Source organism: Enterocloster citroniae (assembly GCF_040545455.1).
Lineage (GTDB): Bacteria > Bacillota > Clostridia > Lachnospirales > Lachnospiraceae > Enterocloster > Enterocloster citroniae.
Map to the genome: position 1 here is coordinate 34,006 of NZ_JBEPLZ010000021.1, position 18,858 is coordinate 52,863.

The 18,858-nt window shown below is 53.3% G+C and carries 14 protein-coding genes and 1 pseudogene; 14 read left to right on the top strand and 1 reads right to left on the bottom strand.

From position 1 onward, the window contains the following. Positions 1 to 139 precede the first annotated feature (139 nt). From citD to ABID13_RS21385, 6 genes are all read left to right on the top strand, one after another. Complete coding sequence (gene citD / locus ABID13_RS21360) at positions 140 to 442, top strand: citrate lyase acyl carrier protein (protein WP_007859297.1); 303 nt, start codon at positions 140 to 142, stop codon at positions 440 to 442. Further along, positions 439 to 1,350 (top strand): aldolase/citrate lyase family protein, encoded by a 912-nt coding sequence (locus tag ABID13_RS21365; RefSeq protein WP_007859296.1) that lies wholly within the window; start codon positions 439 to 441, stop codon positions 1,348 to 1,350. Before citD ends, ABID13_RS21365 begins: the two co-directional genes overlap by 4 nt. Before the next feature lie 21 nt (positions 1,351 to 1,371). Further along, positions 1,372 to 2,931, top strand: coding sequence for a citrate lyase subunit alpha (citF, locus tag ABID13_RS21370; RefSeq protein ID WP_048930296.1), 1,560 nt, complete (start codon positions 1,372 to 1,374; stop codon positions 2,929 to 2,931). Between the two features lie 55 nt (positions 2,932 to 2,986). Next, the gene (locus ABID13_RS21375; RefSeq protein WP_045093975.1) at positions 2,987 to 4,285 is read left to right on the top strand and encodes a CitMHS family transporter; all 1,299 of its coding nucleotides are present in this window, start codon (positions 2,987 to 2,989) and stop codon (positions 4,283 to 4,285) included. 111 nt (positions 4,286 to 4,396) lie between these two features. After that, positions 4,397 to 5,653, top strand: a complete 1,257-nt coding sequence (locus ABID13_RS21380; protein WP_007859289.1) for an SLC13 family permease — start codon at positions 4,397 to 4,399, stop codon at positions 5,651 to 5,653. A 98-nt stretch (positions 5,654 to 5,751) separates the two neighbouring features. Further along, a complete protein-coding gene (locus ABID13_RS21385; protein WP_048930295.1) occupies positions 5,752 to 6,810 on the top strand; it encodes a lactonase family protein in 1,059 nt (352 codons plus the stop codon). 98 nt (positions 6,811 to 6,908) lie between these two features. On the opposite strand, the gene ABID13_RS21390 is transcribed toward ABID13_RS21385, so the two are convergent. After that, positions 6,909 to 7,568: a Crp/Fnr family transcriptional regulator gene (locus ABID13_RS21390; protein WP_007859287.1), complete on the bottom strand. Its 660-nt coding sequence runs from the start codon at positions 7,566 to 7,568 to the stop codon at positions 6,909 to 6,911. 250 nt (positions 7,569 to 7,818) lie between these two features. Between ABID13_RS21390 and ABID13_RS21395 the strand changes: the two genes are divergently transcribed. From ABID13_RS21395 to ABID13_RS21430, 8 genes and pseudogenes are all read left to right on the top strand, one after another. After that, complete coding sequence (locus ABID13_RS21395; RefSeq protein WP_007859286.1) at positions 7,819 to 8,301, top strand: (2Fe-2S)-binding protein; 483 nt, start codon at positions 7,819 to 7,821, stop codon at positions 8,299 to 8,301. Positions 8,302 to 8,315: 14 nt separating this feature from the next. Continuing rightward, positions 8,316 to 10,610 (top strand): xanthine dehydrogenase family protein molybdopterin-binding subunit, encoded by a 2,295-nt coding sequence (locus ABID13_RS21400; protein WP_048930294.1) that lies wholly within the window; start codon positions 8,316 to 8,318, stop codon positions 10,608 to 10,610. Positions 10,611 to 10,625: 15 nt separating this feature from the next. Continuing rightward, entirely contained in the window at positions 10,626 to 12,980 is a 2,355-nt protein-coding gene (locus ABID13_RS21405; RefSeq protein ID WP_048930293.1) for an FAD-dependent oxidoreductase, read from the top strand. Between the two features lie 113 nt (positions 12,981 to 13,093). Continuing rightward, positions 13,094 to 14,752, top strand: a complete 1,659-nt coding sequence (locus tag ABID13_RS21410) for a hypothetical protein (RefSeq protein WP_048930292.1) — start codon at positions 13,094 to 13,096, stop codon at positions 14,750 to 14,752. A 52-nt stretch (positions 14,753 to 14,804) separates the two neighbouring features. Continuing rightward, a complete protein-coding gene (locus ABID13_RS21415; RefSeq protein ID WP_040415491.1) occupies positions 14,805 to 15,413 on the top strand; it encodes a nucleotidyltransferase family protein in 609 nt (202 codons plus the stop codon). A gap of 20 nt (positions 15,414 to 15,433) precedes the next feature. Next, positions 15,434 to 16,546: a histidine phosphatase family protein gene (locus ABID13_RS21420; protein ID WP_048930291.1), complete on the top strand. Its 1,113-nt coding sequence runs from the start codon at positions 15,434 to 15,436 to the stop codon at positions 16,544 to 16,546. Between the two features lie 137 nt (positions 16,547 to 16,683). Further along, positions 16,684 to 18,235, top strand: a pseudogene (locus ABID13_RS21425) (Y-family DNA polymerase). After that, entirely contained in the window at positions 18,232 to 18,690 is a 459-nt protein-coding gene (locus ABID13_RS21430; protein ID WP_048930290.1) for a hypothetical protein, read from the top strand. Before ABID13_RS21425 ends, ABID13_RS21430 begins: the two are co-directional and overlap by 4 nt. The last annotated feature ends 168 nt before the right edge of the window (positions 18,691 to 18,858 follow it).

Genomic DNA, 18,858 nt, shown 5'->3' on the forward strand with positions numbered 1-18,858 from the left:
TAAAAAGTAATAATGTAAATAAAAATACGATTCAAAATTGGAATGGTATATTACGAAAAAATTGACTTTTACTTTTGCCTGGAACCGGTGTTTAATAAAGGCATGCAAGAGCAATCAGTCAGGAAAAGGAGAAGAGCTTATGGAAATTCTGAAAACAGCGATCGCGGGCACCCTGGAGTCCAGCGATGCGCAGGTTACGGTGGAGCCGGGAGAGCAGGGGATCGAGCTGACCATTGAGAGCAGTGTGATGAACCAGTACGGGCGCCAGATCAAGGCGGCGGTCCTGGAGACCCTTGACACACTGGGGGTCAGCAAAGGAGTTGTAAAGGTGGTGGACAAGGGCGCTCTGGAGTGCACCCTCAAAGCCAGGGTGCAGTGCGCGGTATACAGAAGCTGCGGCGCAGCAGAAAAAAATATTCCATGGGGAGGTATGGCAAAATGATTCCACGTCCAAGACCACAGAAAAACCGGCTGCGCAGGACCATGATGTTCATGAACGCACAGAAACCGGGATTGATTAAAGATGCGTATATCTATGGAACAGACAGTATCATTCTGGATCTGGAGGATGCGGTGGCCGAGAACCAGAAGGATGCAGCCAGATTCTCCCTGTTTCAGGCCCTGAAACACATTGATTACGGCGATACGGAGGTGATCGTCCGGATCAATGGACTGGATACGCCCCACTGGCAGGAGGACATCCGCTGCGTGGTGGCAGGGGGCGCGGACGGAATCCGCATTGCAAAATGTGAGAGCGCCCAGGACGTGAGGACCGTGGAGGAGCACACGCTGGCAGCGGAACGTGAATTCGGCGTGGAGGAGGGCAGAACCCTTCTGATGGCTGCGCTTGAAAGCCCAAAGGGCATAATGAACGCCTATGAGATCGTGACCGCCTCGGACCGGATGTTCGGGTGCGCCATTTCCGGAGGTGACTTCAGAAAGAGCATGCATGTGCAGATTGAACGCGGCGGCATTGAAATGCTGGCAGCCAGGGGACAGATGCTGCTGGCGGCCAGGGCGGCAGGCGTTCAGTGCTTTGACACTATGTACCCCAACATTGACGATATGGACGGGTTTAAGGAGGAAGTGATCCAGAACCGGAAAATGGGATTTGACGGCAAGAGCATCGTGAATCCCAAGCAGATCCGGTTTGTACATGAGACATTTGCCCCCACTGCCAAAGAGATTGCTTACGCGGAGAAGCTGGTGCGGTCTTTTAATGAACAGGCGGATTCCGGTGTGGGCGTGTATACGGTTGACGGCAAGATGGTGGATATTCCGTTTTTTGAGGATGCGAGGAGAGTGATTGCGCTGGCAAAGGCCTGCGGCGTGTATAAGGGTGATTTATAAAGGGAAAGGATGTGGCGGTCAATGATCAATGCGGTAAAAAGAGACATTCCTGACGAACTTCTTGTAAATGGAAAAGAAGTATATCAGGGCAAATACTATATGGATGGCAAATATGTGAAAAAGGATTCCCCCAACACACGGAGGTTTGTAAAGCCTTTGGAGAGCAAGGTGTGCGGCAGCATCCGAGAAGCATGTGAACGGTGCGGCGCCCATGACGGGATGACATTTTCCTTTCATACTGAATTCAGGGACGGGGATTATGTGGCCGGCATGGTGGCAAAGGTCCTGGTGGAGGAAATGGGATTAAAGGATATTACGGTTGCGGCCACATCGCTGGGCAATGCCCAGGATGTGATCGCAGATTATATAGAAGACGGCAGGGTAATCGGAGTTCAGACGTCCGGGGTCCGGGGACGGATCGGCGAGGTGATATCCGCGGGCAGACTGAAGACACCTGCGGTCATCCGAAGCCACGGCGGCAGGCCGAGAGCGGTGGAGGCCGGAGAGGTGCATATTGATATCGCGTTTCTGGCTGCGTCTACCTCCGACTGCTGCGGCAATGCCAAGGGCGTGGGCGGAAAGAACAACTGCGGTTCCATGGGATTTGCCATCCATGATTCCCATTTTGCAGACCACACGGTTATCATAACGGATACACTGGCGCCATTTCCCAATCTGCCATCTTCCATATCCGCCATTGATGTGGACTGTGTGTGTCTGGTGGATGATATCGGTGATGCCGGTAAGATTTCCACAAAAGAAGCGCGTATGACGGATAACCCCAGGGAACTTATGATGGCCGAGCATGTGGCGGATGTCATTGCCGCAACACCGTATTTTAAGGATGGATTTTCCTTTCAGACAGGTGTGGGAGGACCGTCCCTGGCGGTGAACCGGTTCCTGGAGGAGCATATGCTGGAAAAGAATATCCGGATGAGCTTTGCACTGGGCGGGACCAGCAGTGCGGTCTGCCGTCTTCAGGATAAGGGGCTGGTGGAGCACATTCTGGATACCCAGGACTTTGACCAGGGGGCGATCGACCACATTTTTAAGAATCCCAACCACCATGAGACGGACTTGAGTGAGTACGCCAATCCGGCCAATAAAGGCGCTTATGTAAATAAACTGGATTTCGTGGTGCTGTCCGCCCTGGAAATCGATACGGATTTTAATGTGAACGTGATCACCGGCTCGGACGGGGTGCTGCGGGGCGCGCCGGGAGGCCATCCGGACACGGCGGCCGGAAGCAAATGCTGTATCATTGTCACACCTCTTACCAGAGGGCGTATGGCCACGGTCTGCGATGAGGTGGTGACGGTTACCACGCCGGGAGACTGTGTGGATGTGCTGGTGACGGATTACGGCATTGCCGTGAACCCGCTGCGCCGCGACCTGATCGACTGCCTGGATGCCGCCGGGATCGCCCATGTGACCATAGAGACGCTGCGGGATAAGGCATACGGCCTGGTGGGAACACCGGACCGTCTGGAGTGGGAAGACCAGGTAGTGGCTGTTGTGGAGGCCAGGGACGGCACCATTCTGGATGTGGTGAGAAAGATACGCCCGCTGCACCTGGATTAAAGCGTGGCAGACTATGGAATAATGGTGTACACTAATATAAACGGGGGATTTACACATGAATTTAGCAGTAATTGGATTTATCTTGATGTTTGTGCTGATGTTTGTTTTGATCAAGGATAAGCTGTCGCCTCCGGTTGCATTTATACTGCTGCCGCTGATCGCGGCAGTAGCCGGTGGATTTGGGATCGAAGCCATCAGCGGGTTTGTGAAGACCGGTCTCAATACAATGCTCAGTACGGCTGTTCTGTTTATTTTTTCCATTTCTTATTTTACGCTGATGTCTAATGAGGGGCTATTTGATCCGATCATCCATTTCCTTATCAAACGGGTGGGGAACAATGTTACCACCGTGCTGTTTGCAGTGGTTATCACTACCTTTGTGGCACATCTGGACGGCTCGGGCGCAACCACGTTTTTGATCGTGGTTCCCGCATTCCTGCCGATCTGCAAGCGGCTGAAGGTCCGGCCGGAAGCTTTGCTTGGAACCATGTGCGGCATGTACGGTGTTATGAATATCGTTCCATGGGGCGGTCCCACCATGCGTGCGGCTTCCGTGATCGGGATCGAGGTTTCAGATTTGTACCAGTTTATCATGCCCTCTGTTGCAGCGCTGGCGGTGATCGCATTTGGGATCGCATTTGTGATCGCCCGGATCGAGATACATAATGGAGCCGGAGCTGATAAGGATGATACGGCGGCTGACGAGAAAGGGGCAGGCGAGGGCACTGCCAAAAGAAAGAAACTCTATTGGTTTAACCTTGGGCTTACGGTCCTGATGCTGGCGCTGTTATTTGTGGATATCGGCCTGCCTCTGCACCTTATTTTTATGATCGCATTCTGTATTGCGCTGACTGTGAATTACCCCAACACGGCGGAACAGACAAAGCAGCTTAAGAGCTATGCCGCGTCCGCCATGATCATGACCATGACACTGTTTTCCGTGGGTATTTTTATGGGCGTGATCAAGGATTCCGGCATGGTGGAGGCTATGGCTGCCGCGATCGTGGGCATTCTTCCGGCCGGAGTGGCACCCCATATGCACTGGTTTATGGCCTTGTTTGCGGTTCCCCTTATTATGATCCTGGGAACCGATGCATTTTATTATGCACTGATGCCCATTATACTGGGCGTGGTGGAACAGTTCGGGATCTCGCCGGAAGTGGTGGCAGCCACCTTTTTGCTGACTGCAACCCTCGGCACTCCCATCAGCCCCAGCGTGGCTGCGGTCTATGTGGGCCTTGGCCTGGCGGACAGCACCATTGGCAAGCATATCAAATATTCCCTGCGTATTCTGTGGCCTGCCAGTATCCTTCTTCTGGTTGTCTCTACATTGATCGGTGTAATCCGGTTCTGACCATGCAAATGGCACACGCTGCAGTACATGTTACATCATGGGTCAAAGCAGTCATTGCAGTACACAACTGGCCCGGGCTTTGGTCCGGGCGGCTTTGGAAGGAGTATATATATGGTATTTCAGGCAATTGCGCTGCTGTTTCTGGCCGCAGCCATTGTATTGGGTTTTGTGAGAAAGATTAATGTGGGTATCGTGTCGCTGGGCCTGGCATTTGTTCTTGGGATGATCGGCGGCGTGGATACCAAAGTGATATTTAACGGGTTTCCCAGTAAGCTGTTTATCACGCTTTTAGGCACCATGTTTTTCTTCTGTCTGCTGCAGGAGAACCATACGCTGGAGCTTTTGTCAAAGAAGATGGTGACCCTGGTGGGAACGCATGTTTATCTGATCCCGGTAATCATCTACGCTGTTTCCTACGGCCTGTCGGCGGCCGGGCCCGGGGCGATCTCGGTGCAGTCGGTAATGATCATATTCGCGGTTTCGTTGGCAGTCCAGATGGATACGTCACCTGTGCTCATGGCATGTATGGCCATCCTGGGGGCGGTGGGAGGGACTGCCTCGCCCATCGCATTATCCGGTATCATTGTGACGGACCTGACGGCCGAATTCGGTTTTTCCGGCATGGCGGCGCCGGTGTTTGCAGGCGTTACCGCTGCAAACCTCCTCTGCGCAGTACTGCTTTATGTGGCCTATAAGGGGTATAAGCTAAAATCAGATCATGCCGTATCTGCCTCGGACCTTCCTGCCTTTAACCGTCAGCAGAAAATGGGCATTGCAGCCATCCTTGTGCTGGTCATTGCGGTTGTAGGCTTTCAGTATGATGTGGGGCTGGTGTCATTTGCCCTGGCGCTGGCGCTGATCCTGATCGGGGCGGTGAATGAAAAGGCGGCCGTCCGGCTGGTTCCGTGGAGCGTGCTGATCCTGATCTGCGGTGTGAATGTGCTGATGAGCGTGACAAAGGAGATGGGCGGTATTGAGCTGCTTTCCAATCTGCTGGCCTCCATGATGAACCAGGTGACGGCCGCTCCTCTCATTGGTCTGACGGCCGGTATCATGTCCTGGTTCAGCTCTGCCAATGGTGTGGTGCTTCCCACTCTGATCCCCACGGTGCCGGATATTGTATCCAATGTGGGAGGCAGCACCAGTGTGCTGGAGATGGTCATGTCGATTGTGGGAGGGGCAACCGTGGCCGGGATCAGCCCTCTGTCCACGGGCGGAAGCCTGCTTCTGGCCTCTTATACCCAGGAGACGGATGCATCGGAAAAGGTGCAGCAATCTCTGTTTGCAAGACTGTTTGCCCTGTCGTTTTCAGCGGTTATGGTGATCGTCATATTCGCCCTTGCGGGGGGATTTAAGCTGTTCTGCTGATTAGGCCGCGAAGCGGGTGTACAGATGGAATACAGGCGGCGTACAAATAGCAAACAAATGGCGGAAAAAAATTTCAAACACGATCTAGGAGGATACATATGGACAGATTTGCATACGTGGGCTGCAGGACCACGAAGGAACGGGGCGCCAGGGGCAGAGGGATCCAGGTTTTCAAAATCCATGATTCAGGAAAATGGACCAGGCGCCGGACCGTGGGAGACCTGGTCAACCCATCCTACCTCTGCATGGACCGGACAGAACATTTTCTCTACACCATACATGGAGATTTCAGTGAGATCACCTCCTTTTCCATGGACAGGGAGACAGGGGAACTAACCCGGCTTAATACGGTATCTACCGGAGGAACCAACCCGGTTCACCTTTCGGTGGACGCATCCAACCGCTGGGTATTTGTGGCTAACCTGCAGACAGGGACCGTGGCGGTCATTCCCAGAATGGAGGACAGAACGCTGGGGGAACGGAAACATTTATATACGATCCCCGGTGTGAAGACGGGGGACGTGTCCCATCCCCATCAGGTGGCTCAGGATGAAACGGGCGCTTATCTCATCGTATCCTGCCAGGGACGTAAGGCAGGATTCGGACAGGTGGTGGTTTTCAGGATCCATTGGGAAACAGGAGAACTGGAGAAGACCTGCACGGTGCGCTCCCGTGAGATCGCGGAACCGAGACATTTTGTGATGTGTCCGGGCAACCGGTTTGGGTATGGAGTGAACGAGAAGGACTATTCAGTGACCTGTTATGAATTTGATGCCGCGCAGGGGCTGCTGACACCCAAACAGATCCTGCCTACCCTGCCGGACACCTATACCGGAGACGGCTGGGCCAGCGGTATTGTGATGGATCCCCTGGGAGAGTACGTGGTCGTATCCAACCGGAAGCATGACAGCCTGACCAGCTTTCGCATTGACCCTGAAACCGGCATGCTCACCTTTGCGGACTGCGTGAAAACCGGAGGACAGCAGCCCAGGTTTATCACCGTATCCACCGGGGATAACCGGATCCTTGCGGCCAATGAGCTGTCGGATACACTGGTGGAGTTTGAACTGGACAGGAGGAGCGGAAAGCTTATGCCGGTGGGGGATGTGATCCACACGGAGAGCCCGGTGTGCGTGATCTTCACCCGCCCATCATGACCGCCCGGTCACGTGAATTGCCGATGGATGCAGCGGTCTAATATAGAAATCCCCACAGTTTCAACATGGACTGCGGGGATTTTTGTTATGCTTTATGATTACAAATGACAATAATTCCGAAGCTTTCCCAGATCCTTGATCACAATCGACCGGTTGCCTGTCTCGATGATCCCCTCCCCCCGCATCTGGCCGCACATCTTAGCCACCTGGGCGCGGGAAATGTTGATGGACGCGGCAATTTCTTCCTGCGTCATGGAAATCCTGCCCTTTTCCCTGTATTCGGGCGTATCTGTAAAGAGATAGAGAAAATTGGCAAAGCGGGCCGTCAGATTGCTGATTCCCAGGTTCCCGGAATGGTAAGTTACCTGGCGCAGGACTTTTCCGTAATATAATACCAGGTCATAAGCAAATTCCGGGTCCTCCTCCAACATCTTTTTTAAGATATCCGCGTTAAAGGGGAGGACGTGGATATCGGTGACGCAGGAGATACTGACCACGGACTTTAGGGTTGGGATCACACAGTCCATTCCGATCAGGGTATTCTTTTTCATGAAATCAATAATGCGGTCATTACCGTCATAATTGGTCATATATACCTTGGCAATGCCGTCCGCCAGGTAGTACATCCAGTCGCTGGTATAGCACTGTCTGCACAGATCAGTTCCCTTTTTTACGTTCAGGGGAGGCGGGCAGTACCGTTCAAACATGTTCTTGTATTTAATAAAATCATCCTCGAAAACAAAACTGATGTTCCCCATGCTGATCCTCCCAGGCATCCATGTACAATATATATAACTAAAATAATATTATAACAAATAACAGTGTGCCATTCAAGTGAAAAATATATAATAAGACAGGAGAAAAATGTCTACATATAGACAATAATACACAAAAAACCTTCGCTCCCATGATAGAATATTTTCTTAGTTGGAGATATGATTGTCATATATTTAACTAGCAACTGCCTGTTGCTGGATGTACAAATATATGTTTGAAAGGAGGATTATAATGGGCAGCGAATTGACTCTGAAGATTAATGGGGAAACGTATGAGTTTACCATTGGGCGGAGGCTGGGCCAGATTCCGGAATCCGAGACACTTTTGGAGACTCTGCGGGAGAGGATTGGACTGACGGGAACCAAGATGTCCTGCGGACAGGGGGCATGCGGATGCTGTGCCGTACTCATGGACGGGAAAGCGGTGGCATCCTGCATCACGCTCACAGCGGAATGCGGCGGAAAAGAAATTGTTACGATTGAGGGCTTAAGCGATCCGGTGACAGGAGAACTGGACCCGATCCAGGAAGCATTTCTGTCCCACAGTGCATTCCAGTGCGGATTCTGCACGCCGGGCATTATCATTGCGGTAAAGTCCCTGTTAAATAAGAATCCCAACCCGACAGAGGAAGAGATAAAGGATGCCCTGTCGGGCAATTACTGCCGCTGCATCAGCCATTACCAGGTGATCGAAGCAGTGAAGTCTATTTTGTAAAGGAGGGAATAAGAATGTCTGAATACCGTCATATTGGAAAAGTGCGCCGCCGCCAGGATGGACGTGCGATCGTGACCGGAAAGGCTGTTTACTGTGATGATATAAAAATACCCAATGTCCTATACATGAAAGTATTGCGTTGCCCTTACCCTCATGCGGAGATTGTTTCCATTGATACCTCAAAGGCAGAGGCCATGCCCGGGGTGAAATCCGTCATGACCTACAAGAACGCGCCGGCATGGAAGACGGGCGTTCCCGCCCACCGTCCGGTGATGGATCAGCATCTGCGTTTTACAGGTGATGTGGTGGCAACGGTGAGCGCCGTGAGCAATGACATTGCGGAGGAAGCGCTGGAGCTGATCGAGGTGGAGTATAAGCAGCTGACTCCTGTATATGATGTGGAGGAGGCCATCAAGCCGGGTGCGCCTGAAGTGTACCGGGCAGAGGATAACATCGAATCCAAGGGGTACCACTACGAGAACAACTGTCTGCCTCCCGGCAGCTATTTTGAGGGAAATGATCCGCCATTTTATTATATCCGCGAGGGAGATGTGGAAAAGGGCTTTGAAGAAAGCGATGTGGTGGTGGAAGGCAAGGTTTCTTATGACAAGCCGTCCTTCCCGGGAGCACCCGAGGTTCCGTTTATCGCGGCCAGATGGGAAGATGATTCCCATGTAACCGTATGGGCGTCCTCGCAGGGACCGAACATGGTTGCCAAACCATTGGGACTGACCATTGGGGCACACATTTCCACCATCACCCCTAACGTGGGCGGAAGCTACGGCAACAAGGACAGCTTGAGCTATACCAGTATGCTTGTGGTAGCGGCATCAAAGGTGGCGGGAGCCGCCGTTAAATTCAACATGACAAAGGAAGAGCATCTTCTTACATATGAGCGCCGCCTCAGCAACAAGTTTATCGGCAAGATCGGAGTTAAGAAGGACGGCATGATCCATGCGATCAAGGGCGACTGGCTTGTGAGCACCGGCGTTGGCTCCGAGCTGACCCAGGGCCAGGTAGCGGAAGGCCTGGGCGAGCTGAACCTGGTTCTCAACCAGACACCTAACTGGGACGTGACCGCCAAGGTGGTGGTATCCAACCTGACCCCGGTGGGCATTGCCAGAGGATTTGGGGGACAGGAACTGAAATCCTGCGCCCTCCATCTGCTGAACCGGGCATTAAAGCAGATCGATATGGATCCTGTTACCGTCTTTAAGAAGAATTTCTGCAAGGCGGGGGACGAGTATTATTGGAGAACCGGACACAAATACAGCAATCCGGTGATCGACTACACCAAGTGCTTTGATGTGGCGGCGGAGAAATTCGGATGGTACCGGAAGTGGAAAGGATGGGGCAAGCCCACCAGAGTGGAAGGTAACAAGGCGTACGGCGTGGGCTTCAGCCTTCACAGCAGCGGTGATCCACAGAGTGACGAGACATTTGCATATGTGCGCCTGGAAAATGACCAGGTGACCGTACACTGCGTTATTTCGGAATGCGGCAACGGCGAGCGTCTGGCCATTGCAAAGGTGGCGGCAGAGGTGTTAAACGTTCCCATGGAAGCAGTTACTGTGGTGCAGGCCGACAACGGCACCAACCCGGCTGATTTCGGACTGGCCGGTTCCAGAGGAACCATCACTGGCGGCGCGGCAGTTGGAAGAGCGGCTGCAGAGGCCAGAAAGAAGCTGCTTGAGGAAGCGGCTCCCGTGATGGGATGCAGTCCCGAGGAACTGGATACAAAGGATATGATGATATTTAAGAAGGATGACCCGTCCAACCGGATTCCATGGCTGCGGATCTGTCCTCTGTATTATTCAATCACAGGTACAGGCGGGATCGAGGGAGATTTTAACCACAACAACTGTGTCATGATCTTTGTGGAAGTGGAAGTGGATCTGGATACTGGACTGGTAAAGGTAGTGGACGTACTGGGCGCATCCGATGTGGGACAGATCGTGAACCCCATCGAGCTGAAGATGCAGTTTGAAGGCGGCCTTGGATCTGCGGGTCTGGATACCGCGCAGCTGGAAGCGCATGTGCTGGATCCTGTGCTGGGACGTATCATGACTCACAACCTGATCGATTACAAGTGGAGGCCCTTTAATGAACTTCCCCATTTTGATACATCGATCCTGGAGTCCCAGTTCCCCACAGCCCACCCGTTCGGCGCCATTGGAATCGGTGAGATAACCGGAGCAGGAGGACCGCCGGCCGTACTGATGGCCATTGAGAACGCCATCGGAGGAGCGGAGATCAACGAGTATCCGGCAACGCCTGACCGGATTCTGAAAGCACTTGGAAAAGCTTAAGGGGAGGTGAATGGAATGAAAAAATTTAGTCATATCAATGCCGGTAGTTTTGAGGAAGCATCGGAGGCATTAAAATCATATGAAAAAGCCCAGCCGGTTGCCGGAGGTACGGATCTGATCGGAACCCTGAAACAGAACCTGCTGCCGGATTATCCGGAACTGCTTGTAAACCTGAAGGAGATTCCGGATACCGGATACATAAGAGACAATGGCGATACGGTTTCCATCGGCGCGCTGACAAAGCTCTGCGACATCGAGGAATCCGGCCTGCTTGCAGGCGGGCTGAACGCGGTCCGGGAAGCAGCCCGCAGCATCGCATCCCCAATTGTGAGGAATGCGGCAACCATGGGCGGAAACCTCTGCCAGGATGTGCGCTGCTGGTATTACCGTTATCCGGATAACATAGGCGGACGCCTGATGTGTGCAAGAAAGGGCGGAGAGGAATGCTACGCCATCCATGGAAGGAATCAGTACCATTCCGTCATGGGCGGCATGAAAGCAGGCATAACGCCGTGTTCCGCGGAATGTCCCGCGGGAACGGATATCCCGGCTTATATGCAGAAGATTAGAGAGGACAACTGGGACGGGGCAGCTGAAATTATCATGCAGGTGAACCCCATGCCCATGCTCACAGCCAGGGTATGCCCCCATACCTGCCAGACAAAATGCAACCAGTGCCAGCACGGGGATTCAGTCAGCATCCACTCCGTAGAGCGCGCTCTGGGAGATTACATTCTGGAACATGCATCCAGATTCTATCCGGCTCCCAGCCGGGAGACCGGTAAGAAGGTTGGTATCGTGGGAGCAGGCCCGGCAGGCCTGACAGCCGCATATTATCTGCGCAAGGCCGGACATCAGGTCACGGTTTATGAGAAGATGGAGGAAGCCGGCGGCGTCCTCATGTACGGAATACCGGAATACCGTCTGCCCAAGCATTATGTCCGCGACCTGGTGGCGGCCATAACGGGAATGGGAGTACAGTTTAAGTACAATACGGAAGTGGGCAAGGATATTGCCATGGAAACCATCAAACAGGATCACGATACCGTGTTCCTGGATACGGGAGCGTGGAAACAGCCGATCCTTGGTATTGAAGGCGAGCAGCTGACCCATTTCGGCCTCAATTTCCTGGTGGAAGTGAAGAAGTTCATGAGCAGGCAGATCGGGAAGGAAGTTCTTGTATGCGGCGGCGGAAATGTTGCCATGGACGTTGCTCTGACAGCCGTCCGCCTGGGCGCACAGAAGGTAAAGCTGGTGTGTCTGGAGCAGCGGGAGGAGATGCCTGCCACAGAGGAAGAGATCGCACGCGCGGAGGAAGAGGGTGTGGAGATTTATAACGGCTGGGGCCTGGAGCGCGTGGTGGAATCCGGTGACGGACAGGTAGCCGGACTGGAAGCCAAGAAATGCGTGTCCGTATTTGATGAGCATGGACATTTTAGCCCGGTCTATGATGACGCGCACAAGCAGATGTTCGCATCCGACTGTATCATCCTTGCAACCGGACAGCGTGTTGACCTGGACTTCCTGGGCGAGAAATACAAAGAGGAATTAAAGGATGCAAGGGGCCTGATCGAGGTTGGCGAACACAAGGATACAAGGGCGCCGGGCGTTTATGCAGGCGGCGATGCGGCCTCCGGTCCGTCTGTTGCCATCAAGGCGGTCCGTGATGGCGGCGTTGCGGCCAGAAGCATGAGCAGCTATATGGGGTTCCCGCTTCAGCCCAAAAAGGAGGAAGAAGGATTCCTGCGCCATGACAGCCTGGCCATTGAGATTCCAAAGGCTGCGGTGGAGAAGGATACGCCGGTAAATGAGCGCTGTCTGGAAAAAGAAGATTCAGAAAGCCTGACACAGGAGGAAGCAAAAGCCGAGGCAGGGCGCTGCATGAACTGCGGCTGCTATTCCGTAAATGCTTCCGACATGAGTCCGGTGCTGATCGCCCTCGGCGCAAAAATCCACACCACAAGACAGGTATTTGAGGCGGAAGATTTCTTCGGCGTGATGCATGCCGCAGACAAACTGGAGCCGGGAGAAATCGTGACTGAGATCACAATTCCCAAACAGGAAGGCTGGCGCACCGGCTATTTGAAGATGCGTCTGCGGGAGTCCATTGACTTTGCCGTGACCTCCCTTGCCTACGCATATAAGGAGGAGGACGGAGTCATCCGCGGCGCACGCCTGGCAGCGGGCGGAATAGCCCCTGTTCCGGTACGCCTGTTCAAGGTGGAGGAACTTCTCACAGGCAAGGCCGTCACCGAAGAACTGGCGGAGGAGGCGGCACAGCTGGCCTGCGCCGGCGCGGCGCCTCTTAAGGAAAACGCCTACAAGCTTCAGGAGATAAAGGTACAGATCAAGAGGTCCCTGGGACTGTAAGGCGGGTTGTACCGGACAAATAATATATAAGTGAAATGCTGCGGCAATATCCGGCTCCGGTTAGGAACCGGATATTGTAAGTGGCAAGTGGAAATATGGGGGAGGCGTTGTTTATGGAACAGACATTAAACTGCTGCATTTCTGAAAATGAGGATATCATAACGGTTGGAGCAGGGGTAACGCTTTCCGTCATGGCTGAATCAGAATTGCTGAAACGGGAGGCGAAACCGCTGTTTGACGCTGCGGTGATGCTGACCGGCAGAGGGAAGGAAGCATTGGAGGACACAGCGGTGGATACAGCGATGGAAACATCGGAGGACAAAGACACCGGTGTAAAGGCACCAACCATATGTGATGAAATTTTTCAGAATGTTAACTGTGGTTTCACAGGAAGCGCAGTGCCCTGTATCAAAGAAGGCGGTACGGAGTGCCATGCCCTCTGGGAAAAGGGATGCGCCTTTTCCGTGATGGGAGGCAAGGCGGTTGGAACAACATCCTGTGTATCCGCCTGCCCGGTTGGCATGGAGATACCGGCCGTACTGGAGCAGCTGCGGGACAAAGACGGTCTGGAGGCCCGGAGGATCATCATGAAGTATAATCCCATGCCGTCTGTTACCTGCCGGATGTGCGGACAATGTGAGGCTGCCTGTATCCGTTCAAAGCATGACCGGAGCGTGGGGATCAGCGGGGTCTTTCAGGCGATGGGGGATGATATCGCGGCCCATCCTGAGATATTTTACGCCGTTCCATCCGGTGACAGCGGGAAGCGGATCGCCGTCAAAGGATGCGGTCCGGCCGGGGCAGCTGCCGCTTTCTATCTGCGAAAGCTTGGAAACCGCGTATGGGTGTTTGAACAGCGGTCAGAGGAAGAACTCACAAAGGAACTTAAGAAAATGATTCCTGATTTCCCGGAAACGGAATTTAGCGGATATATCCGGGCGCTGTCCGGCATGGGGGTTGTATTCCGGTTCGGCGCGGACAGCGGGGAATGGGATGAGAATGAATTTGACCGTCTGGCAGAGGGGGCGTACATGTCTTGCAGCGCGCCGGAATTCCTGAGGGAGGTGCGCAGAGGCTATGAGACCGCCAACCGGATCAATCTGGACTTTGGCCTTAAATCATATATGAAACCTGGAAAAACATTTATTGGTTTTGATTGGGAAGCATTTGCCGGAAGGATGGACCAACGGATAGCCCCTATATCATCCGGGCTGGGGGATAGGGATTGCGGTACAGACTATGGTACAGACTGCGGTACAGACTGGGAAGCGGTCAGCACGGAAGCTGTCCGGTGTCTGAACTGCGGATGCTACGGAGTGAACAGATCCTGTACCCGGGCGATCCTGACCGCCCTGGATGCGCAGATAAGGACGAATAAAAGGAGCCGGCGGGCGCTGGATTTTTTCAGTGTGACCGATCCGGCCGGGCAGCTGGAACCTGGAGAGGTGATTCAGGCGTTTGAAATTCCAAAATCTGGGGATTACACCAGCGGATATCTGGAATTTGGTCATGGGTCCGGCGTGGCGTTTGCATATCTTGTGCAGCACGGGAAGATCAGGGATGCACGGATCGTATACAGCGGGATCGCACCTGTGCCGGTGCGCATGATCGAGACCGAAGCATTTCTTCGGGGGAAGGAAATAAACAGCGGGACAATGGAACAGGCAGCCGCTCTTGTATGCCGGGAAGTGATACTGACCGGTGATGGCCGGGATCAGGCGGATGAAATGAAAAAACTTCTGGTCCGTTCACTGGAGGGCAAGGAGATCTAATGGATGGGAAGCTTGGGGGATGGAAGTCATTTCCCGGAAAGGGGATAAAGGGATGAAACAAACAGGTGCGGTATTGCTGGCAGCCGGTCTTTCATCGAGGATGGGGGCATTTAAACCCATGCTTCCCTTTGGCGGGGATACTATTTCCCGTCAAGTGGTTTCCACGCTCCTTCAGCTGGGAGTGGACCCTGTGGTGGTGGTAACGGGATTCAGAGCAAATGAGCTGGAGGAGCATTTACGCCCGCTGGGCGTCCGGTTTGTGAGAAATGAGCGGTATAGGGAGACCCAGATGTTTGATTCTGTGAAGCTGGGGATGGAGGCAGCTGTCAGAGAGTGCGGACGCGTCATGGTCATGCCCATGGATATTCCGGCTGTCAGGCCGGACACCATTGCCGGTCTTTTAAACATGGACGCGGAGGTTGTATACCCTGTGTGCCGCGGTATTCCCGGCCATCCCCTGGTGATGGAACGCCGGATTGCCGCGGCGGTCTGCGGGGACAATGGGGACGGCGGTCTTTGGGAAGCTGTGAAGCGGACGAAGGCCGTCATATTGGAACTGGAGACAAAGGACGAAGGGATTTTAAAGGATGTGGACACACAGAGGGAATACCGGGATCTGATCCAGTGGAACCATGCCAGACAGAGTATTGGGAACCGGTAATGAAAATGAGGGAAGCTGATATGAGGATAATCTATTTGATACGTCACGGGAGAGTGGGATTTCCCAACGGAATTAAGAGGTGCATTGGGCGGACCGATTTACTGTTGGACGATTGGGGAAAACGCCAGGCAGAAGATTTGAGGGAGTATTTTAGTCTCCATCCGGTGAAACATATCTATTGCAGCCAGCTTACGCGTTCCATAGAAACCGCGCGGATCCTGGGGGGATGGAAAACGGACGGGCGGGATGGGAGCCGGATACCGGATGAGAATGGAGCGGACCGGATGGCAATACCGGTACGGATCGACCAGGACCTCCAGGAGCTTGATATGGGGGAGTGGGAAAATGTTCCCATGGCGGATCTGGATAAAACGCTGGAGCAGGAACCCGTAAAAGGGGAGAGACGAACCGAGGCGAAATCCAGGATGGAACGGGCGGTCACCAGGATCCTGAAGGAGACGGACGGGGATGTGGCGGTGGTTGCCCACGCAGGGATCAACTGCTGTTTTCTGGCCGGCATTACCGGGAGCCCGTTGGAGACATCGCGGGCCCTGTTCCAGCCATACGGAGGGATCAGCCGCATAGCGGTGCGGGAGCTTGAGAACGGCAGCTTTAATTACCAGCTACTGGAACTGGGAAGAATGCCAAGGCTGTATCCCACAGATGAGGAGTGTGCCGCAATGCTGGAACATTACAGGACCCCGGAGCCGGTCAGGAAACACTGCTGCAAAGTTGCATCCATAGCAGAAGTGCTGGGAAAGGTCCAGGAACAGATGGGAGTGTCCCTGGACCAGGGATTGATCCGCAGTGCATCCCTGCTTCACGATATCGCGCGGCACAGGGAGAACCATGCCCGGGAAGGAACCAGGATCCTGATGCGGGAAGGTTATCCCGCGGTTGCAGAGATCATCCGGCAGCACCATTGCCTGGAACAGGAGAAGATCAATGAGGCGGCTATCGTGTACCTGGCAGATAAGCTGGTAAAGGGAGACCGGACCGTGACCCTGGAAGAGCGGTTCCGGGACACGGAGCAAAAGTGCAGGGCCAGCCATGAAGCCTGGAATAACCATGAGATGCGAAGGGAGCAGGCCTTTCGGATCTTACGTATGATGGGAGCAGGCATGGACCGGTAAGACTGCTTTAGTTTTAATGAGGCTGCTGCCTTTGCGGTTGAAAAATCGTGAGGGCGGCGGCCTTTTCTTTACATGTTGTACAAAATTAGAGGAATAATATGATATAATATTACTGTCCGAGAGGTGAAAATGATGTTATGGTTTACGGACAAAAGGAGTGGATACAGTTGACGGAGAGCAGAACCTATATTGCCATTGATCTAAAAACCTTCTACGCTTCGGTAGAATGTATGGAGCGCGGCCTTGATCCCCTGACCACCAATCTGGTGGTGGCGGATACCAGCCGAACGGAGAAGACCATCTGCCTTGCGGTTTCTCCATCCCTAAAAGCTTATGGGATTCCCGGCCGGGCCAGATTATTTGAGGTGGTCCAAAAGGTAAGGGAAGTGAATGCCAAACGGAGGCGACAGGCCCCGGACCATGTGTTTTCCGGAAGTTCTGCGGATGACAGGGAGCTGAAGGCGGACGCCGCATTATCACTGGATTATATTGCCGCCCCGCATGAACCTGTATATGGATTACAGCACGAAGATCTACAACATTTACCTGAATTATATTGCCCCGGAGGACATCCACGTCTATTCCATTGATGAGGTTTTCATTGATGTGACAAGCTATCTGGGCACATACCGCCTCACGGCACGTGAACTTGCCAGGAAAATGATCCTGGATGTGCTAAAGGCCACCGGGATTACGGCCACGGCCGGGGTTGGGACGAATCTGTACCTTTGTAAGATCGCCATGGATATTGTGGCAAAGCGCATTGAGCCGGATGAAAACGGAGTCAGGATCGCTGAACTGGATGAACTGTCCTACCGGCGTATCCTGTGGACCCACCGGCCCCTTACGGATTTCTGGCGTGTGGGAAAGGGATATGCGAAAAAGCTGGAGGAACACGGCCTTTATACCATGGGCGATATTGCAAGATGTTCCCTGGGCAGACAGGGGGATTATTATAATGAGGATCTGCTGTACAAGCTGTTTGGGATCAATGCAGAGCTTCTCATTGACCATGCATGGGGATGGGAACCGTGCACCATTGCGGACATCAAGGCATATAAACCCCAGGAGAGCAGCATGGGTTCCGGCCAGGTGCTGCTGTGCCCGTACGGATTTGAAAAGGCCAGGCTGATCGTCCAGGAAATGACGGATCTTCTGGCCCTGGACCTGGTGGATAAAGGGATGGTGACGGACCAGATCGTGCTTACGGTTGGCTATGATATAGAGAATCTAACCCGGCCGGAGATACGCAGCCGGTATAAGGGACCCATTGTGACGGACCGATATGGACGCCGGATCCCGGGACATGCCCACGGATCAGAGAATCTGGGATGCAAAACCTCGTCCGCCAGGCTGATCATGGAAGCAGCCATGAGGCTGTACGACCGGATTGTGGACAGGGACCTGCTGGTCCGCCGGGTCAGCGTTGCCGCGGCCCATGTGGAGGAGGAGAGCGGTATCCGGGAACAGGAGACATTTGAACAGCTGGATCTGTTTACGGATTATGAGGCAATGGAAAAGCAGAGGGAACAGGAACGACAGGATCAGGAACGGGAGAAACGGATGCAGAAAGCAATGCTGGACATCAAGAAGAAATTTGGGAAAAATGCGATCCTTAAGGGCATGAACCTGGAGGAGGGCGCTACAACCATGAAGCGCAACAAGCAGATCGGAGGTCACAAGGCATGATACGCAAAGAAGAGGATGATCCCCAATGCTATGATGATATCATCAACCTGCCCCGCCATGTTTCCCTGTCAAGGCCTCAGATGGCGGTTTCGGACCGGGCGGCCCAGTTTTCCCCGTTTGCGGCCCTGACGGGATATGAATCCGCAGTAAAAGAGACGGCGCGGCTGACGGACAGAAGAATAGAGCTGAATGAGGATGAAAAGGAGACTTTGGACCAAAAGCTGCTGATCATTAAAGAATGTTTGAAGGGGCAGTTAAAAGAGCGCCCTTCTGTTTCAGTCACATATTTTGTTCCGGATGAGAAAAAGGAAGGAGGGCATTATGCCACGGTCACAGGCAGCATCAAACAGTTATCCGAATATAAAAACCTCCTTGTCCTGTGGGATGGGACCGGGATCCCTCTGAGTGATATAGCGGATATTGACGGGGAGATATTTTGGCCCATGGAGCGGTAATCGGTCCATGGAGCTTTTTATTTTGTCACATGAATGTCAAATCCGGGTGTTATTATAAAAATAACCGTGCTGCACTGTGCAGCTGCCGGCATTCGTAAAATAACAGGATATAAAACCATGGTTTGGTAAAGAATAAAACCATGTTTTAAGTGAAAGGATATATCCGAA